We start from the raw sequence: 21,976 nt of genomic DNA on the forward strand, positions 1-21,976 counted from the left end.
CAATCGAGTGATCGGCGGGTGGAATGACCTGCCGGTTCGACCGATGGAAACAAGGTGAGAACCATGTCGACCCCGACACCGAAGCCGACCCCCCGTCCGTCGTCGCTGCCGCGTCCGCAGGCGGCACAGGTGGTCAATGCCAGCCATATCGACCACGACGCCGAGGTGGCTCGCGCGGTGACACATGGTCGTGCCGATTCGGACGGCAATGTGTTCGTCACCACTCCGGAGGGCGAGCGTGCCGTCGGGCAGTACCCGGACGCCACTCCCGAGGAGGCCCTCGAGTACTTCGCGAAGAAGTACGTCGAACTCGCCGAGAGCGCGGTCCTGCTGCGCAACCGTCTCTCCGCCGGCGCTCCCGGCCGTGAGGTCGTGTCTGCGGCGAAGACGCTGCAGGAATCACTGCCGGAAGCCAACGTCGTCGGTGATCTCAAGGGGCTGAGCGCCACTCTCGACACCCTCATCTCCGATGCCGAGGCCACAGAGTCCCGTCAGGCAGCCCGGGCGCAGGCCGCGAAACTCGCCGCTGCCGAGGATCGTGAGGCTCTCGTCGTCGAGGCCGAGACCCTGGCCAAGCAGGATCCGTCGAAGATCCAGTGGAAGCAGTCGGGCGCGCGTCTGCGCGAGCTCTTCGCCCAGTGGAAGGACATGCAGCGCAGCGGACCCCGCCTGCCGCGTGCCGTCGATCAGGAGCTCTGGGGCAGGTTCTCGCAGGCTCGGAACACCTTCGAACACAAGCGCAAGGAGTTCTTCGCCGAGCTCGACAAGGTCAATGCCGAGGGCAAGCGGATCAAGGAGAAGATCGTCGCCGAGGCGGAGTCGCTGTCGGCCTCGACCGACTTCCGCACCGTGTCGCAGAAGTACAAGGACCTGATGAGCCAGTGGAAGCGCGCCCCGCGTGCTTCGCGCAAGGACGATGATGCGCTGTGGGCACGGTTCCGTGCAGCACAGGACGTGTTCTTCTCCGCCCGTGATGCGGAGAATGCCGCGCTGGACGAGGAGTTCAAGGGAAACCTCGTCGTCAAGGAAGAGCTGCTGAAGAAGGCTCAGGCGCTGCTGCCGATCACCGACCCGGTGGCGGCCAAGCGCGAGCTGCGCACCATCCAGGACCAGTGGGAGGAAGCCGGCAAGGTCCCTCGCGCCGATGTCTCGCGGATGGAGAACGGTCTGCGCGAAGTCGAACGCGCGCTCGCCGATGCCGAGGAAGCCGCGTGGCAGCGCAGCAACCCGGAGACGAAGGCCCGCACCTCGGGTGCGCTGAGTCAGCTCGACGAGTCGATCGTCGACCTCGAGAAGAAGCTCGAGGCTGCGAAGGCCGGGGGCGATGAGAAGTCCGTCGCCGAGGCGCAGGAAGCTCTCGACGCTCGCCGCGCCTGGCGGGATCAGCTCGCCCAGACAGCCGCAGAACTCGACTGAGGCCGCAGTGGTCGGCTGAGGCCGCGGCGCTCGTCCACAGCTTCTGACGTTCGAGTCAGCACCTGTCCACAGGCGCTCTCCGAAGTCTTGTCAACGCCTCCACATCCGGCGATAGTTCGGGTATGGAGGCGTTGTTTCATCTGCGGGACTTCGGGTACGAGCAGCTCACCGAGCTCACCCTCGACGGCCTGCTCATCCGACTGACCGAATCGACCTGGGTGCGCAAGGGCGCGATCCTCTCCCCCGCTGAGCGGATGGCCGCCCTGCATTCGCTCATCCCACCCGGACTCGCGCTCTCCCACGACAGCGCCTGGTGGGTGCACCGCGGACTCGGCAGGGCTCCCGCTCCGCTGAACTTCATCACGCTGCCCAGGCGCCGGTGGATCGCCGATGACGGTTTCGACGTCCACGAGACGAATCTGGCGCAAGATGATTGGTGCCTCATCGACGGGCTGCCGATCACCACGGAGGAACGCACGCTCTACGATCTGCTCTTCCCGCACTTCCGGAACTGGACCGCGGAGTCGCCGCGGGCGCTCAAGGGCATCATTGCGGAGATTCCCAGCGGTCTTCGCCACCGTCTCCGGGACTACCTCACCGAGGTGGCCCGTCGACCGTTCGTCGCTCAGATGCGCGCGGCGCTGGACAGAGAGGATCAGCCGCCGGAGATGCGGTAGACGTCGAAGACGCCTTCGACCTTGCGCACGGCCGAGAGCACAGTGTCGAGATGGCTGGCGTCGCTCATCTCGAAGACGAACTTCGATTGCGCCACGCGGGCCCGGGACGTGCCGACCGACGCCGACAGGATGTTCACATGGGTCTCGGTGAGCACCTTGGTGATATCGGAGAGCAGACCGGCACGGTCGAGGGCCTCGACCTGGATCTGGACGAGGTAGATTCCGCTCGTCTTCTCGCCCCACGAGACCTCGACCATGCGTTCGGGTTCACGTTTGAGTGAGGTGACGTTCGGGCAGTCGACGCGATGCACGGAGACTCCCGAACCGCGGGTGACGAAACCGAGGATCTCGTCTCCCGGCACCGGGGTGCAGCAGCGAGCCAGTTTGACGAGCACATCGTCGACGCCTTTGACGATGACGCCTTCGGACGAGGAATGGTGCCCTGAGGACTGTCCCGTGCGATTGCGAGGCTCCGGTGGCAGCACGACCGACTCGTCGTCCTCCCCGACTTCCTTGGCCAGCAGATCGACGACGTGCTGAGCCGAAGACACGCCGTTGCCGATCGCGGCATAGAGGGCGCTGACATCGGGCAGACGCATCTCCGTGGCGACGACCTGGAGAGCTTCCTGGCTCATCAGCGAAGCGGCGGAGATCGTATGGCGGCGCATCGCCCGGGCGAGCTGTTCGCGACCGTTCTCGATCGCCTCTTCGCGGCGCTCCTTCGAGAACCACTGCCGGATCTTGCTGCGGGCACGTGGACTCTTGACGAAGCCGAGCCAGTCGCGGCTGGGGCCGGCGTTCTCGTCCTTCGAGGTGAAGACCTCGACGGAGTCCCCGTTCTTCAGCTCCGTGTCCAAAGCGACGAGGCGACCGTTGACGCGGGCACCCATCGTTTTGTGCCCGACCTCGGTGTGCACAGCGTAGGCGAAGTCGATGGGGGTGGCTCCCGACGGCAGGCTCATCACCTCGCCCTTGGGCGTGAAGACGTAGACTTCTTTCGAGTTCACCTCGTAGCGGAGGCTGTCGAGGAATTCGTCGGGGTCGGAGACCTCTCGCTGCCAGTCCAGCAGCTGTCGCAGCCAGGCGGCGTCGTCGACCTCACCGGCGTCGGAGACCTTCACCGAACGCGCGGTGTTCGAGGTCACGGCCTTCGACGACTTGTTGAGATCCTTGTACTTCCAGTGAGCGGCGACGCCGAATTCTGCACGGCGATCCATCTCGTGGGTCCGGATCTGGATTTCTACGGGCTTGCCGGCCGGTCCGATCACCGTGGTGTGCAGGCTCTGGTACATGTTGTACTTCGGCATCGCGATATAGTCCTTGAACCGTCCGGGAACAGGGTTCCAGCGGGCGTGGACGATGCCGAGGGTGGCATAGCATTCGCGTACGGATTCGACGAGGACGCGGACTCCGACGAGATCGTAGATGTCGGCGAACTCGTGTCCGCGCACGACCATCTTCTGATAGATCGAATAGTAGTGCTTGGGGCGCCCCGTGATGGAGGCGTCTATTCCGGATTCCTTGAGTTCGCCCTGGAGCTCTTCGGAGACCGTGGCCAGATACTTCTCACGCTCGGGAGCCCGATCCGCGACGAGTCGGACCACTTCGTCGTAGACCTTGGGATGGAGGACCTGGAAGGACAGGTCTTCGAGTTCCCATTTGATCGTGTTCATGCCCAGCCGGTGTGCCAGCGGGGCGAAGATGTCGAGGGTCTCGCGAGCCTTCTTCGTGCTTGACGAGGCGGGCACGAAGCGCCAGGTGCGCGCATTGTGCAGGCGGTCTGCGAGCTTGATGACGAGGACGCGGATGTCCTTGGCCATCGCCACGATCATCTTGCGCACGGTCTCGGACTGCGCGGCTTGCCCGTACGTGAGCTTGTCGAGCTTCGTCACCCCGTCGACCATGGCCGCGACTTCGGAGCCGAATTCCTCGGTGAGTTCGTCAAGCGAGTACGAAGTGTCTTCGACGGTGTCGTGCAGCAGAGCTGCGGCGAGCGTGACCGGCAGCATGCCGATCTCCGCAAGAATCGTCGCCACCGCGATGGGGTGGGTGATATAGGCATCACCGGACTTGCGGGTCTGCCCTCGGTGGGCCTCCTCGGCGACCTTGTAGGCCCTGACGACGAGGTCGATGTCCGCCTTCGGATGGTTCGACTGCAGGGCCCGGATCATCGGGCCGAGCACTCGCGGGTAGCCAGGGTTGTTCTGCGCCCTGGCCGCCCACCAGGCTAAGCGGGAGATGCCTCGCGGACGGCGCGAATCAGCTGACGAAGCCAAAACATCTCCTCTCTTGGGAATCAGACTTCGGCGTGAGTCACCGGTGGGACGTCTGCTCCCCCATCCTTCAAGCGTAGTTCACGCACGGCCTCCTCCTGTGCCTTGACCGCCGGTTCATTTGCCCGGAGGAGGGCGTAGAGGGGGCTCGCGACGAACAGCGTCGAAGCGGCTGCCACTATAGTACCGATGAACAGGGACAGCGAGATATCGACCAGTGTTCCCGCGCCGAGCAGGAACACGCCGATGAAGAGGATCGAGGCGATCGGGAGCACCGACACCACTGAGGTGTTGATCGAGCGCACGGTCGTCTGATTCACACCGAGGTTGACGAGTTCGGAGAACTTGAGGTTCCGCTTCTCCTCGAATCTCGCCGTGTTCTCTCGGATCTTGTCGAAGACCACCACCGTGTCATAGAGCGAGAAGCTGAGCACGGTGAGGAAGCCGATGATGGCCTCCGGGGTGACTTCGAAGCCGGTGGCCGAGTAGATGCCCATGGTCACGATCATCACGACGAAGAGGCCGACGATCGCCGCGAGCGACATCTTCCACGTGCGGAAGTACAGGGCCATGACGACGAGCGCGATGGCCACGAAGATGACGAGTGCGCGGATCATCTTCGACGTCACGTCCTGACCCCATTCGGGTCCGACGAACGTCGAGGTGACGTCTTCGACCTTCACGTCGTAGCCGGAGACGAGGGCGTCTCGGACTTCCTGCATCTGCGGGTCGGTGAGCTGGTTCGTCTCGATCTGGACGGCCGTGTCACTGGTCGGCGTCAGGCGCGGCTCAGAACCGGAGACGACATCGTTGATGATGCCTTCGCCCTTGGCGGCCGAGGTGTCGCTGACATGGTCGACCTGGAACTGCGATCCGCCCTTGAAGGCGATGCCGAAGTTGAAACCGAAGATGAGCGGGACGAGCAGGGACAGGAGGACGAGGACTCCGGAGACGGCCAGCCACAGCTTCGCCTTGCCGACGAAGGGGATCGATGATTCGCCGCTGTGCAGGCGGTTGCCCCAGGCAAAGAACCGTTTCACTTGTCAGCCTCCTTGCCGTCGTCAGCCGTCGAGTCTGCGACGGCATCGTCTTCCTCGGCCCGTCGGGCCGCAGCCTTCCGCTCGGCGATGGTCATTCCGCCCGTCGCAGCAGCGGACTTCGCCGCTTTCGTGCTCTTCGACTTCGTGGACTTGCCGGTCGCGGCCTTGTCTGCCTTGGACGTCGTCGTGGTCTCCTCCGACTCGGACGCTGCTGCCGTCGCGGCGGTCGCATCGGAGCTGTCGTCTGCGCTCATCCCGGCCTTGCGCATCCGTGCCTTCTCGCGCCGCTTGGCCTCGGGCGTCTTGTCCCTGTCGTCGATGGACAGGTTGAGCGCTCCGCGATAGGCGGCGGGTTTGACTCCGAGCAGACGCGGATCCATTCCGGACATCGGGTGGCCCTCGCCGAAGAACTTCGTGCGGGCCAGGAACTGCAGCATCGGGTGGGTGAACAGGAAGACGATGAGCACGTCGATGATCACGGTCAGACCCAGGGTGAAGGCAAAGCCTCGCACCGAGCCTACGGCCAGGATGTAGAGAATGACCGCGGCGAGCATGTTCACTGCCTTCGAGGCGTAGATCGTGCGCTTGGCACGGTCCCAGCCGACCTCGACCGCGGAGAGCAGATTGCGACCGCTGCGCAGTTCGTCTCGGACTCGTTCGAAGTAGACGATGAACGAGTCCGCCGCCATGCCGATGCCGATGATGATACCGGCGACGCCGGCCAGAGACAGTCGGTAGCCGTATCTCCAGGATGCCAACAGCAGCAGCAGGTAGGTGAGCACACCGGCGACGACGAGGCTCGAGACGGTGACCAGGCCGAGCACCCGGTACTGCAGCAGCGAATAGACGACGACGAGGAGGAGACCGACCAGGCCGGTGAGCAGACCGATCTTGAGGTAGTTCGAACCCAGAGTCGGCGAGATCTGATCCTCGCTCTGGACCTGGAAGCTCAGCGGCAGCGAACCGTTCTTGAGCTGGTCGGCCAGAGTCTGCGCCTGGTCGAGGCTAAAGGCACCGGTGATCTGGGCGTTGCCGTCGGTGATCACAACATCAGAGCTCGGCGCTGAGAGGACGAGACCATCGAGTTCGATCGCGAACTGGTTGTAGGGCTGCTGTTTGCCGGTGATGTCCGAGGTGATCTGCTTGAAGATTTCACGGCCGGTGTTATCGAATTTTAGATTCACCGCCGGTTCATTTGTCTGTACCCCATTTGGACCCGACTTGTAACCTGCGTTTGCATCGGCAAGGTGATCGCCGGAGAGTTCGACGGGTCCGAGGATGTACTTCGCCTGTCCGTCTTCGGAGCACGAGACGACCGGTTCGTCCGAGGGCTGCTGTTGGCCGCCCGTCCGGTTCTTCTTGTTCGTACAGTCGAGCTCCGTGTACTCCTTGATGATCTTGTCGGACTGCCATTCGGAGGCGTCCTTCTCCGGGTCGAAGAGGGGCCGCGGCGTCGAGTCGGTGACCTTCGTGCTGTCGCTCGATCCGCTGCCTTCTCCGGACTTCTCCGCGTCCTTGCTCTCCGACGCCGAGGACGTCGTCTTCGCGGAGGACTCATCCGTCTTCTTCGTCTCGCCCCCGGCATTGACGACATCGCCGCCGCCGGACGGAGCCTGGTCCTCGCTCTGTCCGTCGCCCTGCGAGTCGGCGCCGGTGAGGTCCTCGAGGCGTTTGCGCTCTTCGTCGCTCAGCCCGTCGTCGCCACCCGACTTCTCGCCGCTCTTCTCCTGCTCCTTCTGGATCTGTTCCTGTGAACGCGGGTCACCGACCAGCGCCACACGACGGAAGACCAGCTGAGCCGACGAACGGACGAGGTTTCGGGTCTCCTCGTCGGGGTTGCCCGGCAGATTCACGACGATATTGCGGTCGCCCTGGGTCGTGATCTCGGCTTCGGAGACCCCGGTCGAGTCGACGCGCTGGCGGATGATCGCCACGGCCTGATCGAGCTGCTCCTTGCTGATGTCCGTGCCCTTGGACACCTGTGGTTCCAGAATGATCGACGTTCCGCCCTCGAGGTCGAGCGCGAGCTTCGGAGTCGTCGTGGCATTCGACCAGATGACACCGCCGGCGATGATTGCGGCCAACACCAGTGTGATGATGGTCAGCCACAGGAAGCGCAAACCAGGGCGTGGTTTTTCTTCGATATCGGACACGTTTCAGCTTTCAGTCGGGAGAAGAGTGCGAGAACGGATCAGTTCTTCTTGTCGGAATCCGAATCAGTCGGGTCCGTGGACTCCGCAGCGGCGGAGTCGGCTTCGGTCTCAGCGGCGGCCTCGGTGTCGACGTCCTCGGACTCGGCGACTGCCTCGGCGTCGGCGTCCTCGGTCTTCGCAGCGGACTCATCGGCGATGACGTCGTCAGATGCGTCGTCCGGGGTGTCCTTCTCGGCGCGTTTGCGTTCGTTCATGGCGTCGAGCTCGGCGTCGGTGATGGCGGGCTTCTCGTCGGCTGCGTCGGCATCGACATCGGGATCGGCGGCGGGAACTGCGGCACCGGGAGCGTCGACGGGCGCTGCGGCCTGGTTGTTCTCGATCTGACCGATGGCCTGGCGGTGGACGCGCAGAACCGTGCCGGGACCCGATTCGATGGTCACCTGGTTGTTCTCTTCGTCGATGGAGAGCACGGTGCCGAAGACACCGAAGGTCGTCATCACGGTCGCGCCGGGTACGAGACCCGATTTGATCTGCTCCGCACGCGCCTTCTGCTTACGCCGAGAATTGAACAGGAAAAAGATCAGCAGCGCGGCAAGCGCAAGAGGGATCAACAAATCCACAGATATCAACCTTTCATATGAATGAATCAGTGAACCAGCTTAGTTCGTCCTCACCTCTCATAGCGAACTCAAAGGCAGGGTCAGAACTCATAGTTTGCTGGGATCTGCATTTTCAGGTGCTTCCAGGCCGCCGTCGTGGCCACACGTCCACGTGGGGTACGACTGATCAGGCCCTCTCGGACCAGGTAAGGCTCGGACACGGTTTCGACCGTATCCGCTTCTTCGCCGACGGAGACGGCGAGGGTTCCCAATCCCACCGGGCCTCCGCCGAAGCGCTTGCACAGCACCTGCAGGACCGACCGGTCGAGGCGGTCGAGACCAAGCTCGTCGACCTCGTAGACGCGCAGGGCATTGGTGGCGGCCGCCTCGTCGATGATTCCGCTCCCCCGCACCTGTGCCCAGTCGCGGACGCGGCGCAGCAGGCGGTTCGCGACTCGCGGGGTTCCCCGTGACCGCGTGGAGATCTCTTCGAGTCCGCCGATCTCAGATTCGATGCCGAGCATCCGAGCCGAACGCTTGAGAACCGTGAGCAGATCGGCGCTCGAATAGAAGTCGAGCAGGGCGGTGAAGCCGAAACGGTCACGCAGCGGCGCGGGCAGCAGACCGGATCGGGTGGTCGCCCCGACGAGGGTGAATTGCGGGAGGTCGAGCGGGATGGCGGTGGCACCGGGTCCTTTGCCGACGATGACGTCGACTCGGAAGTCCTCCATCGCCACGTACAGCATCTCCTCGGCGGCCCGGGCCATGCGGTGGATCTCGTCGATGAAGAGGACTTCACCTTCCTCGAGGGAGGACAGGATGGCTGCGAGGTCACCGGCGTGCTGGACGGCTGGGCCGGACGTCACTCGCAGATTCGAGTTCATCTCGTGGGCGATGATCATCGCCAGTGTGGTCTTGCCGAGCCCGGGAGGACCGGAGAGCAGCACATGGTCAGGTGCCTTCTGTCTGGCCTTCGCCGCGTCGAGGACGAGGGAGAGCTGCTCACGCACCTGCGGCTGGCCGATGAAGTCGGCGAGGCCCCTCGGACGCAGCGCCGCCTCGGCATCGCGTTCGGCCGTCTCGGCACGACCGGAGACGAGTCTCTCCTGTTCGGCTCCGGTCAGGTCCTGATCACCGAAGTCCACCTCATAGGAGTCGGGGTCGAACGAGCCTGTCATCTCTTCGCACCCAGGACCTTCAGAGCGGCCTTGAGGACGACGGAGGTGCCGGCATCAGCACCGGTCTCCTTGACGACGTCGGCGACGACGTCCTCGGCCTGCGCTTCCTTCCACCCGAGTCCCACAAGGGCGTCGACGACCTGCTGGTTGCCGCCGCCGAAGGACAGAGTGGGTCCGGGAGAGGCAGCGGTGAGCTTCGGCAGTTTGTTCTCCAGCTCGAGGATGATGCGCGAGGCGCCCTTCTTTCCGATTCCGGGGACACGGGTGAGCGCGTTGGCGTCCTGATTCGTGATCGCGGCGGCAAGTTCGTCGGGTCCCATCACCGAGAGGATCGCCATCGCCAGGCGCGGGCCGATTCCGGAGATCGACAGCAGCACTTCGAAGGTGTGGTTCTCGTCTTCGGTGCCGAAGCCGTAGAGCGTCATCGAGTCTTCGCGCACCACGAGGCTGGTGACCAGTTCGATCTCGGCGCCGTGCCGAGTCCCGGCCAGAGTATCGGGGGTGACGTGGACCTTCCGGCCGACACCGTAGGTGAGAACGACGAGGTGGTCAGCTGCGATCCGATGCACCGTACCGCTGAGGAAACTGATCACGGACAGCCTTTCTTAGGGGAACACGTGTACGAATCCAGGTTAGCAGGCACCCGCTCCCCCATGCTCACTTGGCGCGCCGCATGGCCTCGGCCCACTGCTGCTGGGCCTTGGTCAGTCCGCTGCCCTGCCGTCCGCCGGCCTTGCGTTCGGTCAGGTCCTTATTTGCCCCCGGCGTCGATTGGGCCGACAGCGCCCCGCGCCAGGAATGGCAGATCGCGATCGCCAGGGCGTCGGCGGCGTCGGCGGGCTTCGGCGGTGCGTCGAGTCCGAGGATCCGCGTCACCATCGAAGTGACCTGTTTCTTGTCCGCACGGCCCGATCCGGTGATCGCGGCCTTGACCTCGGACGGGGTGTGCATGGCCACGGGCAGCCCGCGTCGGGCAGCCAACCCCATGGTCAGTCCCGATGCCTGGGCGGTGCCCATGATCGTGGACACATCGTTGCGGGCGAAGACGCGTTCGATGGCCACGACATCGGGACGGTACGTGTCCAACCAGCTGTCGAACGCCTCGGCGATGGCACCGAGACGGAGGTCGACGGAATCGACCGAAGGGGTCCGCAGGACGTCGACGGCGACCATCTTCGCCTTCCGGGCGGGCAGGGTGTCGATGACACCGAGCCCGCACCGGGTCAGTCCGGGATCAACACCGAGGATGCGCATCAGGCATCGAGTTCGGCGAGGACCTCATCGCTGACATCGGCGTTCGAGTAGACGTTCTGCACCTCGTCGCTGTCTTCGAGCGCATCGATGAGGGAGAAGACCTTGCTCGCTGTCTCCGCGTCGAGGCTGACCTCGAGTTCGGGCACGAAGGAGGCCTCGGCCGAGTCGTAGTCGATGCCGGCGTCGACGAGGGCCGTACGCACGGCCACGAGGTCGGTGGCCTCGCAGATGATCTCGAATTTCTCGCCGACTTCCTTGACCTCTTCGGCTCCGGCGTCCATGGTCGCCAGCAGAATGGCCTCTTCGTCGGTCTCCTCGGCGCCCACGGTGATGACGCCCTTGCGGTTGAAGTTGTACGTCACCGAACCGGGATCGGCCATCGAACCGCCGTTGCGGGTCACGGCCACACGCACCTCGGAGGCGGCGCGGTTGCGGTTGTCGGTGAGACATTCGATGAGCAGAGCCACACCGCCGGCGGCGTAGCCTTCGTACATGATCGTCTCGTAGTTGACTCCGGAGCCGTCGAGACCGCCGCCGCGTTTGACCGCACGGGTGATGTTGTCCGCGGGAACCGAGTTCTTCTTCGCCTTCTGGATCGCATCGAACAGCGTCGGGTTGCCGTCGGGGTCGGGTCCACCGTTGCGTGCGGCAACCTCGATGTTCTTGATCAGCTTGGCAAAGAGCTTGCCGCGCTTGGCATCGATGGCAGCCTTCTTGTGTTTAGTCGTTGCCCATTTGGAATGACCTGACACTGGTGTTCCTTCCTGTAGTTACAGCCTCTCAAGTCTATACGCTGACCGCGCCGACTCATGCAGACTTCCCGTTCACGATTCCGTATGGACTCGCACCGGAGCGCATTGCGGACCTGCTCCGGACCGCATTGCGGACCTGTGCCGGAGCGCGATCGTGCGCTCAGTCGATGACCAGCGGCACGTCGGGAACGGACCCGGCGGTGGCCAGGTCGATGAGGCCGAGGAGGTTCTTCGGATAGATCGTCTCCGTCGTGGCCAGAAGCTCCTCCCGAGTCCACCAGCGGAATTCGAGCAGGCTGCGCTTCTCGATGTCCGTCCAGACCGCATCTTCGAGCTCGATGTCCTCGCTGGTGCGGAACGCGAAGTAGGTTTCGACCTGGCGCAGCGACTTCTCCGTGAATTCGAAGACCTCGTCACGCGTGGCCAAGGGACCGATGAGTTCGTGGGGTTCGCATTCGATCCCGGTCTCCTCGGCCAGTTCCCGAGCCGCCGTCTGCGCGGCCGACTCGCCGAGTTCGGAACCGCCCCCGCAGGTCATCCACCATTGGTGACTGGGGGTCAGCAGATCCTGGGCACGGATCAGGAGAACCTCGTCGCGCTCATTGAGTAATACGACCCGTGAGGCTTTACGAGGTTTCATGTTTCTCCAGTGGTCGGCGGCGAAGGGAGGCAAGTGTTTGCAGAATAATGACGCTGGGGGATTTCGGCAAGAGCGCGACAGCGGCCCAGAGAACGATATCGGCTCTGCGCGGTCCCGGCCAACTCGGCGCTCATGACGCGGAGTCGGCCGTTGCGGCCGCAGCGGGATCAGCTGCCTCAGGACGATGTCGCCCGTCCTGGGACTGTTCCCGATCTTCGCCGCCCAGACGGCGATCCCACCAGTCGAGGATGGCTTCGAAGCGCTGCCTGCGGTGGCGGGGCTGCCCGGCCCGGGAGAGCTCGTGGTTCTCCCCGGGGAAGATGAGCATCTCGGTGTCGACCCCGGCTCTCTGCAGGGCCGCATAGTACTGCTGTGCCTGCTCCAGCGGGCAGCGCAGATCGAGTTCCGAGTGCATCACCAAGGTCGGTGTGCCGACCTGTGGAGCGTGGGCCAGAGGTGATTGGGCCGCGATCGCCTCGCGGCTGCGGCCCGTGTACTCCTCGGTGAAGAAGCGGCCGATGTCGGAGGTCCCGACGAAGCTGTCGGGGTCGAGGTAGCCGCGTTCGACGATGGCGGCGCGGAAGCGATGGTCCGCGGCGATCGTCATGGCTGTGAGATATCCCCCATATGATCCGCCCTGGATGCCCAGACGGCTGCGATCGAGGGAGGGATCGAGGTCGAGGGCATGGTCGAGGACGGCGAGCACATCTGCCATCGCCGGTGCCGCCATGTCACCTTGGACGGCGGTCCCCCAGCTGCGGGTGCGGCCACCGGATCCGCGCGGGTTCGAGAACACGACGGCGTAACCTGCGGACGTGAGCACCTGGGTCTCGTCGAACCACGAATGCGTGTACTGGGCGAAGGGTCCGCCGTGGATGTTGAGGATGACGGGGAACGGCCCGTCGCCGTGCGGTTTGGCCAGCCAGCCGGTGATCGTCCCGGAAACGCCGGGCACCCGCAGCACCTGGGGCAGGACGGAGTTCGCCGGCGCCGGATGCTCCTTGACGATGACAGAGGACCCCCTCGCCGAGGCGGCCCCGGACTCCGTGGGTCCGCCGAGGGCGATGCGGCCGAGCACGGCCGGAGAGTGCGGGGTCGATCCGGTGAAGACGAGCGTCCCGCCGTCGGCATCGAAGCCGTTGACGACGGTGGTGTCGTCGGTGAGGAACTCGAGGTCATTCACGCCGATCTCTGCGGCGTCGAGGCCGATGCGAACGATCCGGGTGGCCCCGTCTGTGTCGACGGCGGCGATGACCGCTCCCCCGTGGATCTGCGGCGGGATCGGTGCCAGCGCCACGGTCTCCGGGTCGGTCAGCCGCCTCGTGGAGCCGGTCGATACGGTGTGGATGAAGAGCCCGGGCATCTGGCCGACGAAGTCGAGTTCGTCACGGGTCAGCGCATTGCCGAGCAGCAGGACGGTGTCTTCGTCGAGCCACCGGTGCAGACCGACGTCCATGGACGGCAGCTCGAGTGGCGTCGGCGCCTCTCCCCCGAGCAGCCAGACCGTCGAGCGCAGATCGGGCTGCCCCTGGTCGGGGTGAAGCGCGGAGACCACGGACACTCGCGTGCCGTCCGGGGAGAACTGCGGATCGTGGACGTCGCTGTCCGGGGTCGTCAGCAGGGTCGACAGCGGAACTTCGGAGGCCCCGCGCAGGCCCACGGTGCCGAGACCGGGTTCGGCGAGGTCGACGAGGAAGGCGCGGGCCGGACGGTCGTTCGTATAGCCGAGGCCGTTGGCCAGGTAGGAGGCCGTGGTGATCCGGCGTGGAGCTTCTTCGGCCGCCGGAATGGCATCGTCGAGCCCGTAGCGTCCGGGTTCGGCGACGCGGGCGACGTAGAGGGCCCTGGAACGGGTGTCGTCGAGGGCGAATTCGGACAAGCCGAGGTGGTTGTCCGTGATCTGGTGTGCCGTCTCCAGGCTGTCGCCGACGAAGAGCTGCGGGGCGGCTTTCTTCTCCGCGCTCAGATAACCGGACCAATTCGGGCCGCACTCTGGGTTCGAGTCCGACCATGAGTGGGTCAGCCGTCTGGAGTTGTCGTCGCTCAAGGAGAACAGCTGGGAGAGGTAGCTGTTGGTCTCGAGGTCGGGTCGTCGGATCGTGATGACGGCGTCGTCGCCGCGCAGCACGGGTGAGGAGTACTCGGCAAGAGTGCCGAGGTCTTCAGGATTCATCTGTTCCATTCCTTTTCGAGCCGTGCCTGCACATCGGCGTGCACTTGCGGCAGGGCTTTGGTCTGGGCGATCACGGGCAGGAAGTTCGCGTCTCCGCCCCAGCGCGGGACGACGTGCTGGTGCAGGTGGGCGGCGATGCCTGCGCCGGCCACGGGTCCTTGGTTCATGCCCAGGTTGAATCCGTCAGGACCGGATACGGCCCGGATGACGCGCATCGCCTTCTGCGTGAACTCGGCGAGTTCGACGGTCTCCTCTTGGGTCAGATCCGTGTAGTCGGCCACGTGACGATAGGGGCAGATGAGCAGGTGGCCCGGGTTGTACGGGTAGAGGTTGAGCACCGCGTACACGTGCTGGCCGCGGGCGACGATGAGTCCGTCCTCGTCGGTCTTCGACGGCGCAGTGCAGAACGGGCACTCCTCGGCGCGGTCGTCTTTCGGTTTGTCCTGTCCGTCGATGTAGACCATCCGGTGCGGGGTCCACAGACGCTGGAATCCGTCGGGTTCCCCGGGGAACCCGACGGCAGCCTCGGGGTAGGGAATCCCTTCGCCGAGGCGGCCGTCCGAGTTCTCTGCTGCGGTTCGGCTGTCGTCGCCTCCGATCATACCTGGGCCTTGGTCTCGATCGCGTCGAGGATCCGTCGCACCGCCTCGGCGACGGGGACGCCGTTCTCCTGTTCGCCGTTGCGGAAGCGGAAGGACACGGCACCGGCGTCACGGTCCTCTCCGCCGGCGATGAGGGTGAAGGGCACCTTCGACTTCGAGGCGTTGCGGATCTTCTTCGGGAAGCGGTCGTCGCTGTCGTCGATCTCGACGCGGACCCCGGACTTGCGCAGCTGGTCGGCCACCTCGGCGAGGTAGTCGTTGAACTCATCGGCCACGGGGATGCAGGTCACCTGCACGGGTGCCAGCCACACGGGGAAGGCACCGGCGTAGTGCTCGGTGAGCACGCCGAGGAAGCGTTCGATGGAACCGAACTTCGCGGAGTGGATCATCACCGGCTGTCTGCGGGAGCCGTCGGCGGCGACGTATTCGAGTCCGAAGCGCTCGGGCTGGTTGAAGTCGAGCTGGACGGTCGACATCTGCCAGGTGCGGCCGATGGCGTCACGGGCCTGGACGGAGATCTTCGGGCCGTAGAAGGCCGCGCCGCCCGGGTCGGGGACGAGTTCGAGCCCGGTTTCCTGAGCGACCTCTTCGAGCACACTGGTGGCTTCGGCCCACTGTTCGTCGGAGCCGATGAACTTGTCGGCCTTCTTCCCGTCCTCGTCGCGGGTCGACAGCTCGAGGTAGAAGTCGTCGAGGCCGAAGTCACGCAGCAGACTGAGCACGAAACCCAGCAGGTGGCGGATCTCCTTGCCCGCATCTTCCTGAGCGACATAGGAGTGCGAGTCATCCTGGGTCAGGGCGCGGACACGGGTGAGGCCGTGGATGACTCCGGAGGCCTCGTCACGGTAGACGGTGCCGAACTCGAACAGCCGCAGCGGCAGGTCACGATAGGAGCGGCCCCTGGAGCGGTAGATGAGGTTGTGCATGGGGCAGTTCATGGCCTTGAGCCGGTAGGGAGTGCCCTCCTTGACCACTTCGCCGGACTCGTCGCGGACCTCGTCGACGGACATCGCCGGGAACATGTTCTCCCCGTAGTAGGGCAGGTGTCCGGAGGTGTAGTACAGGGTCTCTTTCGAGATGTGCGGGGTCCCGACGTATTCGAAGCCCTCGTCGATATGACGGGCGCGGACGTAGTCCTCCATCTCGCGTTTGATGACCCCGCCCTTGGGGTGGAAGACGGGCAGGCCGGAACCGAGCTCTTCGGGGAAGGAGAACAGGTCCATCTCGGCACCGAGCTTGCGGTGGTCGCGACGCTCGGCTTCGGCGATGCGGTCCTGGTAGGCCTTGAGGTCGTCCTTCGACGCCCATGCGGTTCCGTAGACGCGCTGCAGGCTCGCATTCGCTTGGTCGCCGCGCCAGTAGGCCGCCGAGGATCGTGTGATGGCGAAGCCGTTGCCGATGAGTTTGGTGTTGGGCAGGTGGGGGCCGCGGCAGAGGTCCTGCCAGACGACCTCGCCCTTGCGGTCGACGTTTTCGTAGACTGTGAGTTCACCGCCGCCGACCTCGACGGAGGTCTCCTCGTCGCCGCCCTTGCCCTTGTCATTGATGAGTTCGAGTTTGTACGGCTCGTCGGCCATCCGCTCGCGGGCCTCCTCTTCGGAGACGACGACGCGATTGAAGGTCTGGCCGGACTTGACGATCTGGGCGGCCTTCTTCTGAATCGCCTTGAGGTCCTCAGGGGTGAAGGGCTCGGCGGCGTCGAAATCGAAGTAGTAGCCGTCGGTGATGTAGGGCCCGATGCCGAGCTTGGTTCCGGGGAAGAGCTCCTGGACGGCCTGAGCGGTGACGTGACCGGTGGAATGGCGCAGGATGTCGAGTCCGGCGTCGGAGTCGATGGTGATCGGAGCGATCCGGTCGCCTGGCTGCAGCTCGCGGCTGAGGTCGGCAGGTTCGCCGTTCAGCCACAGGGCGACGACTGTGCGGTCGGTGGAGAAGATCTCCGTTCCGGTCAGACCCTCTTTCCAGGGAATGCTTTCGCCCGCGCAGTCGATGCTGTCTGCCACTGATCTTCTCCGTTCGTCACGTGTTCATTCGACCAGCCCTTTCGGTGGGCTGGTCACCCTCAGATTCTAGTACCAATTCGCTTGTGACAAATCAGTTGGGTGGCAGTCGAATGACTGCCACCCACACTGAGTCTGTCGAAGCCCGTACCCGAGGCGTCAAAGCCGAAAATGCCTTGTCGCCTCGGGATACAGGATGTCACTGCTTGTAGAACTCGAAGTCCGTGCCCTTGCCGAGGTCATCGACGAGTTCGAGCTTGAGGTGCATCCCATCGATTTCGGCCTTGGGAACACCGAAAGCGAATTCGTAGGTCGTCTCGCCGCCGGCGGGAACCGGATCGGTGAAGGCCAGGGAGCCCTTGTAGTTTCCGCCGTCGAAGACGTCGTCGTAGTCCGTGCTGCCGCCGTTGTTGGCGGACAGATTCGTGAGAGTCATCTCGACATCGGAGCTCGAATTGTTCTTCACGGTCATCGTCACAATGGCGACCTCACCGTTGGTCGACTGGGCGCCGGAAGCCGACGACGACACAGTGCCCGGACGGACATTGATCTGGGCTGTGACGTCGGTGCCGATCTCGACCTCTCCGGCCTGAGCAGGAGCGGCGTCTCCGCCGTCGGAGCCGCCGGAGCCCTGGCTCGGATCCTGTCCAGCACCCTGGCTCGGGTCGGCAGGGGCGGAGGAGCTGGCAGCTTCTTCGGCTGCGTTGAAGATGAAGGCACCGAACATGACAGTCGCGACGATCGAGATGATCGCGATGACAATCGAAAGAAAACCGAGGATGATGCCGGTGATGTTGAGGCCCTTGTTGCTGGCCAAGTTCTTCTTGACCGCGGAGAGCCCGACGAAGCCGAAGATGATCGCTGCGATACCGAAGATCGCGCCGATACCGAAGAAGAACGATCCGATGACGCCGACGATGCCGCCGATCAGAGCGAGGATGCCCCAGATGTTCTTCGAGGTGTTGCCGCCGGTGCCCGAGGGGTACTGGCCGTAGCCGGAGTTCGGGTTGGCCGGAATGAACTGATCGGAGGATCCGTCGGCTCCGGCGTAGGCCGGCTGCTGACCGTACTGGTTGGCGTCGTATCCCTGCGCGTTGGCTTCGTAGGGGTTCTGTCCGTACTGGTTGTCCCCGTACTGGTTCTGGTCAGGCTGGCCCTGACCGTACTGGTTCTGATTGTTCGGGTCCTGGCCGTACTGGTTCTGACCATACTGATTCTGATCGTTCGACGCACCGTAGTTCGGCTGGGAGCCGTACTGGGGAGCCTGCTGTCCGTACTGCTGCGAGCCGTCGTTGCCGCCCTGACCGTAGTTCGGCTGCGAACCATTGGGCTGGTCGCCCGACGATCCGTACTGCTGACCGGGCTGCCCCGAACCGTACTGACCGGGCTGCTGACCGGCGTTCTGATCGTTGCCGTAGTTGGGGGCATTCGGCGGCTGGTTGTTCGGGTTCTGCCCGTTGGGGTTGTTGGGCGAACCGTCACCCGAACCGTACGGGTTCTGAGGAGTAGACATAGGTGCTCCGAGTCATCGTCGTTTAGTACAACACCTAGCGTACTAGCAAACCCCTTTGATACCGCATGCTGACCGCGTTTCAGTCCTGGAACACGATGAACTAAACGTACACAATCCACATCAGCACCATGAGCGTCGAGAGCCGCCTCCGGGCTGCACCGGCTATCGCTGCCCGCCGCCGACTTTCCGGCTGCACCGGTCGCCACTTCCCGACAGCCACTTCCCGGAGGCTCGGTCCCAACAGCGACGCTTTGCGGCCGAGACCGGGTTGTTTGGCACACCCTGCTCTGAAATGCACAGCGAGGAACGTGGTGAATCCAGAGAAAACAGGACCGAAACAGTGCTCACCGGTGCGACGGGACGATACTCACCGGCGTGCTCGGGCGAAGAGGATAGTTGAGGGTTAATGGGGATAAAGGGCTAATGGTCAGAAAGCCTGCACGAGCGTGAATTCACAGCCCATATCCGAATGTGCAGAATCTGCTCGAGCATGAATGCACGAAGCCCCGAGTGGAACACTCGGGGCTTCTTCTGTGCGCGATACTGGGATCGAACCAGTGACCTCTTCCGTGTCAGGGAAGCGCGCTACCGCTGCGCCAATCGCGCTCTATTCATTTGTTGCACCGGAACACGTGGTCCCTGTGCGCGATACTGGGATCGAACCAGTGACCTCTTCCGTGTGAAGGAAGCGCGCTACCGCTGCGCCAATCGCGCTGGTCAACCGACATTTCTGCCGGTCATCCGAGGTGGCGACGGGATTCGAACCCGTGTATACGGCTTTGCAGGCCGCTGCCTCGCCTCTCGGCCACGCCACCGCCAAGGCAGTGCCATGACGCCTCCGAGCGGATGACGGGACTCGAACCCGCGACCCTCACCTTGGCAAGGTGATGCTCTACCAACTGAGCCACATCCGCATTTCTCGCTGCCCGGTTTCCCTGGCAACGAGATATAACTCTATACGCAGGTGGCGGCTTACGCAAAATCAGAATCGGGTGATCGTGGTCACACGCATCGATCAAGCTTTCAGGGTCACCATCTTATAGTGGTTGGGTGAATGCAGAGAGCCCGCAGACCCGCCCGAAAGGCTGGTTGTCACGCCACCACCGGCAAGGTCCCCGACCGTGGCGGAAACTGCGTTTGGGCTTCCTCCGCTGGCGGCGCACAGTGTTGGCCAACCCGCACACGGCACGCCTCTATCGCACCATCGTCGGCGGCCTCGGGACACTCATCGTGCTCATCGGCCTCGTCCTCGTTCCGCTGCCCGGTCCCGGTTGGCTCATCGTCATCATCGGCCTGTTCATCATCTCCAGCGAGTTCCACTGGGCTCAGCGGCTTCTGCGCTTCGTGAGGGTCAACGTCGAACGCTGGACGCATTGGATCATGGCGCAGCCCCTATGGGTGCGATGGACCATCGGGGCCATGACAGCAGCCTTCGTGGCTGTCATCGTGTGGCTCACCCTGAAACTCACCGGCCTGCCCGATTGGGTCCCGGACCTGCGTCTCTTCGATGTGATCGGCCTGCGCTGAGAGACGACCGACGCCCGCCCCACCTTCATCAGAGGTGCGGCGGGCGTCGATGGTCTCTCGGCTCAGGACGACAGAGCGGTCAGTCGCGAGAGGCAGCGCATGTACTTCTTCTTGTACCCGCCGGCCAGCGATTCTTCAGTGAAGACTTTGTCGAGAGCGGCACCGGAGTTGATGATGTGCACATTGCGATCGTAGAGGCGGTCGACAAGCGCCACAAAGCGCAGAGCGACGCTCTCGTTGTCGATCGTGCGCACGTTCTCCCACACAGCCGCGTCGATTCCGTCGACCATCCGCCCGTAGCGTGAGGGGTGAACGGTGGACAGGTGGCTGAGCAGCTCGGAGAAGTCATCTCGAGCCACAACTCCGTCAAGCTGGCTCGCGGCCGAATCCAGTTCGGATTCCGGCAGCGGGTCCGCCGGAGCGGTGAGCTCACGGGCGCGGTAGTCCTTGCCGTCGATGCGGTAGACCTCGAACTGATCGGACAGCGCCTGAATCTCGCGCAGGAAGTCCTGAGCGGCGAAGCGCCCCTCCCCCAGAGACCCGGGCAGAGTGTTCGACGTCGCAATGATCTTCACTCCGGCATCGGTGAGTTCACGCATCAGCCGCGACATGAGCACGGTGTCGCCGGGATCGTCGAGTTCGAATTCGTCGACGCAGACGAGTTTCATCTTCGACAGGTCGTCGCGAGCCCGGGCGAAGCCCAGGGCTCCGACGAGGTTCGTGTATTCGACGAAGGTGCCGAATGTCGCCGGCTTCTCGTTGGCATGCCAAGCCGAAGCCAGCAGGTGAGTCTTGCCGACACCGTAGCCGCCGTCGAGGTAGACGCCCTTGGCACCGGAGCTGCCCTTTGAGAACAGTTTGCCGAAGAATCCCTTGTCGGTCGAGCGCTGGGTGAATTCCCGCAGCTTGTTCCGTGCCTCTTCCTGCGAGGGCTCCGCAGGGTCGGTGCGGTAGCTGTCGAAGGACACGTCCTCGAACTGAGGCGGCGGCACGAGACCTGCGATGAGCTCTTCGGGGGCAACCTGTGGGGATCGGTCGCTCAGTGCGACCAGAGTCTGCTCGGCATTCACTCGGCCTAGTCTAAGGCAGGCGCGAGTGCCCGGTTCAACTCGGGCCTCGCAGGGTGATGCCCGTCACAAGCCGCGGATCCGCGGCGCTTCCGCCGTCCAGCTTCCGCCGTCCGTCCACCGCCGCCAGCCGGCGTCCTGTTCGCACCACCAGCGGCGCCCGACCCGGCAGATCAGTTGGTGAAGTCGAAGCCCAGGCGGCCGAGCTGTTTGGGATCGCGCTGCCAGTCCTTGGCCACCTTGACGTGCAGGTCGAGGTAGACCTTCGTGCCGAGGAGCCGCTCGATGCCCTGCCGGGATTCCGATCCGATGGTCTTGAGCCGGCTGCCGCCCTTGCCGATGATGATGGCCTTCTGGCTGGGACGTTCGACATAGAGATTGACGTGGACGTTCCACAGCGGATTGTCCTCGCTGCGTCCTTCCCGCGGATACATCTCCTCGACCTGCACGGCCAGGGAATGGGGCAGTTCGTCACGCACTCCCTCGAGGGCCGCTTCGCGCACGAGCTCGGCGATCATCTTCTCTTCTGGCTCGTCCGTGAGATCACCGTCGGGGTAGAGAGGAGGAGATTTCGGCAGATGCGCCGCGAGCACCGAATCGACGGTGTCGACCTGGAAGTCCTCGACCGCGGAGACGGGGACGACATCGGCGAAGTCGGCGAGTTCGCCGACGGCCAGCAGCGCCTCGGCGATCTTGTCCTTGGGTACCCGGTCGACCTTCGTCACGAGCGCCACGATCGGGGTCCGACCGTCCAGCAGCGCCAGCTGGGAGGCGATATAGCGGTCGCCGGGACCGATCGGCTCATCGGCGGGCAGGCAGAAGCCGATGACGTCGACCTCACCCAGCGTGGAGGCCACGAGATCGTTGAGTCGGGATCCGAGCAGGGTGCGCGGTTTGTGCAGTCCGGGGGTGTCGATGAGGATGAGCTGATGGTCGTCCTTGTGGACGATTCCGCGGATCGTATGCCGGGTCGTCTGAGGTTTGGCCGAGGTGATCGCGACCTTCTCCCCCACCAGGGCGTTCGTCAGGGTTGATTTGCCCGTATTCGGGCGACCCACGAAGCAGGCGAAACCGGCTCGATAGTCATCGGGGTAGTCCGTGCGAAATTCCAT

The 21,976-nt window shown here is 64.2% G+C and carries 18 protein-coding genes and 4 tRNA genes; 3 read left to right on the top strand and 19 right to left on the bottom strand.

The features are described 5' to 3' along the window. Positions 1-63 precede the first annotated feature (63 nt). Together AC3CD9_RS06580 and AC3CD9_RS06585 are read left to right on the top strand one after the other, a co-directional pair. Positions 64-1,416, top strand: a complete 1,353-nt coding sequence (locus tag AC3CD9_RS06580; RefSeq protein WP_488366886.1) for a DUF349 domain-containing protein — start codon at positions 64-66, stop codon at positions 1,414-1,416. Between the two features lie 122 nt (positions 1,417-1,538). Next, complete coding sequence (locus tag AC3CD9_RS06585) at positions 1,539-2,093, top strand: hypothetical protein (RefSeq protein ID WP_139467350.1); 555 nt, start codon at positions 1,539-1,541, stop codon at positions 2,091-2,093. On the opposite strand, the gene AC3CD9_RS06590 is transcribed toward AC3CD9_RS06585, so the two are convergent. The 17 genes from AC3CD9_RS06590 to AC3CD9_RS06670 all read right to left on the bottom strand — a co-directional run bounded on the left by AC3CD9_RS06590 (position 2,072) and on the right by AC3CD9_RS06670 (position 19,184). Next, positions 2,072-4,369, bottom strand: coding sequence for a RelA/SpoT family protein (locus AC3CD9_RS06590; RefSeq protein WP_139467351.1), 2,298 nt, complete (start codon positions 4,367-4,369; stop codon positions 2,072-2,074). The two genes, AC3CD9_RS06585 and AC3CD9_RS06590, sit on opposite strands and share 22 nt — an antisense overlap. A 20-nt stretch (positions 4,370-4,389) precedes the next feature. Further along, a complete protein-coding gene (secF, locus tag AC3CD9_RS06595) occupies positions 4,390-5,406 on the bottom strand; it encodes a protein translocase subunit SecF (RefSeq protein WP_488366887.1) in 1,017 nt (338 codons plus the stop codon). Then, a complete protein-coding gene (gene secD, locus AC3CD9_RS06600; protein WP_488366888.1) occupies positions 5,403-7,559 on the bottom strand; it encodes a protein translocase subunit SecD in 2,157 nt (718 codons plus the stop codon). The genes secF and secD overlap by 4 nt, the downstream gene beginning before the upstream one ends. 38 nt (positions 7,560-7,597) lie before the next feature. Then, positions 7,598-8,179, bottom strand: a complete 582-nt coding sequence (gene yajC / locus AC3CD9_RS06605; RefSeq protein ID WP_488366889.1) for a preprotein translocase subunit YajC — start codon at positions 8,177-8,179, stop codon at positions 7,598-7,600. Between the two features lie 80 nt (positions 8,180-8,259). Then, positions 8,260-9,336, bottom strand: a complete 1,077-nt coding sequence (ruvB, locus tag AC3CD9_RS06610) for a Holliday junction branch migration DNA helicase RuvB (RefSeq protein ID WP_488366890.1) — start codon at positions 9,334-9,336, stop codon at positions 8,260-8,262. After that, entirely contained in the window at positions 9,333-9,929 is a 597-nt protein-coding gene (gene ruvA / locus AC3CD9_RS06615; protein ID WP_410711448.1) for a Holliday junction branch migration protein RuvA, read from the bottom strand. The genes ruvB and ruvA overlap by 4 nt, the downstream gene beginning before the upstream one ends. Before the next feature lie 64 nt (positions 9,930-9,993). Then, positions 9,994-10,590, bottom strand: coding sequence for a crossover junction endodeoxyribonuclease RuvC (ruvC, locus tag AC3CD9_RS06620; RefSeq protein ID WP_488366891.1), 597 nt, complete (start codon positions 10,588-10,590; stop codon positions 9,994-9,996). Next, on the bottom strand, positions 10,590-11,342 hold the full coding sequence (locus tag AC3CD9_RS06625) for a YebC/PmpR family DNA-binding transcriptional regulator (RefSeq protein WP_139467356.1): 753 nt from the start codon (positions 11,340-11,342) through the stop codon (positions 10,590-10,592). Before AC3CD9_RS06625 ends, ruvC begins: the two co-directional genes overlap by 1 nt. Positions 11,343-11,502: 160 nt before the next feature. Then, positions 11,503-11,982 carry an NUDIX hydrolase gene (locus AC3CD9_RS06630; protein ID WP_062242804.1) on the bottom strand — a complete coding sequence of 160 codons (480 nt, stop codon included), beginning with the start codon at positions 11,980-11,982 and terminating at the stop codon, positions 11,503-11,505. 130 nt (positions 11,983-12,112) lie between these two features. After that, the gene (locus tag AC3CD9_RS06635) at positions 12,113-14,155 is read right to left on the bottom strand and encodes an alpha/beta hydrolase family protein (protein ID WP_488366892.1); all 2,043 of its coding nucleotides are present in this window, start codon (positions 14,153-14,155) and stop codon (positions 12,113-12,115) included. Continuing rightward, positions 14,152-14,757, bottom strand: a complete 606-nt coding sequence (locus tag AC3CD9_RS06640) for an HIT family protein (RefSeq protein ID WP_488366893.1) — start codon at positions 14,755-14,757, stop codon at positions 14,152-14,154. The genes AC3CD9_RS06635 and AC3CD9_RS06640 overlap by 4 nt, the downstream gene beginning before the upstream one ends. Beyond that, positions 14,754-16,760 carry a threonine--tRNA ligase gene (gene thrS, locus AC3CD9_RS06645; RefSeq protein ID WP_488366894.1) on the bottom strand — a complete coding sequence of 669 codons (2,007 nt, stop codon included), beginning with the start codon at positions 16,758-16,760 and terminating at the stop codon, positions 14,754-14,756. The genes AC3CD9_RS06640 and thrS overlap by 4 nt, the downstream gene beginning before the upstream one ends. Positions 16,761-16,956: 196 nt before the next feature. Beyond that, the gene (locus tag AC3CD9_RS06650; protein WP_488366895.1) at positions 16,957-18,270 is read right to left on the bottom strand and encodes a DUF4352 domain-containing protein; all 1,314 of its coding nucleotides are present in this window, start codon (positions 18,268-18,270) and stop codon (positions 16,957-16,959) included. Between the two features lie 534 nt (positions 18,271-18,804). Next, a tRNA-Val gene (locus AC3CD9_RS06655) sits at positions 18,805-18,876 on the bottom strand. A 36-nt stretch (positions 18,877-18,912) separates the two neighbouring features. Then, a tRNA-Val gene (locus tag AC3CD9_RS06660) sits at positions 18,913-18,984 on the bottom strand. A 30-nt stretch (positions 18,985-19,014) separates the two neighbouring features. Further along, positions 19,015-19,085: transfer RNA gene (locus tag AC3CD9_RS06665), tRNA-Cys, on the bottom strand. Positions 19,086-19,111: 26 nt separating this feature from the next. Next, positions 19,112-19,184 (bottom strand) — tRNA-Gly (locus AC3CD9_RS06670). A 136-nt stretch (positions 19,185-19,320) separates the two neighbouring features. On the opposite strand from AC3CD9_RS06670, the gene AC3CD9_RS06675 reads away from it, so the two are divergent. Next, complete coding sequence (locus AC3CD9_RS06675; protein WP_488366896.1) at positions 19,321-19,797, top strand: TIGR02611 family protein; 477 nt, start codon at positions 19,321-19,323, stop codon at positions 19,795-19,797. 62 nt (positions 19,798-19,859) lie between these two features. On the opposite strand, the gene zapE is transcribed toward AC3CD9_RS06675, so the two are convergent. Together zapE and era are read right to left on the bottom strand one after the other, a co-directional pair. Further along, the gene (gene zapE / locus AC3CD9_RS06680; protein ID WP_488366897.1) at positions 19,860-20,867 is read right to left on the bottom strand and encodes a cell division protein ZapE; all 1,008 of its coding nucleotides are present in this window, start codon (positions 20,865-20,867) and stop codon (positions 19,860-19,862) included. Positions 20,868-21,037: 170 nt separating this feature from the next. Next, complete coding sequence (era, locus tag AC3CD9_RS06685; RefSeq protein ID WP_488366898.1) at positions 21,038-21,976, bottom strand: GTPase Era; 939 nt, start codon at positions 21,974-21,976, stop codon at positions 21,038-21,040.

The sequence above is a fragment of the Brevibacterium sp. MGP-B1 genome (assembly GCF_057766545.1).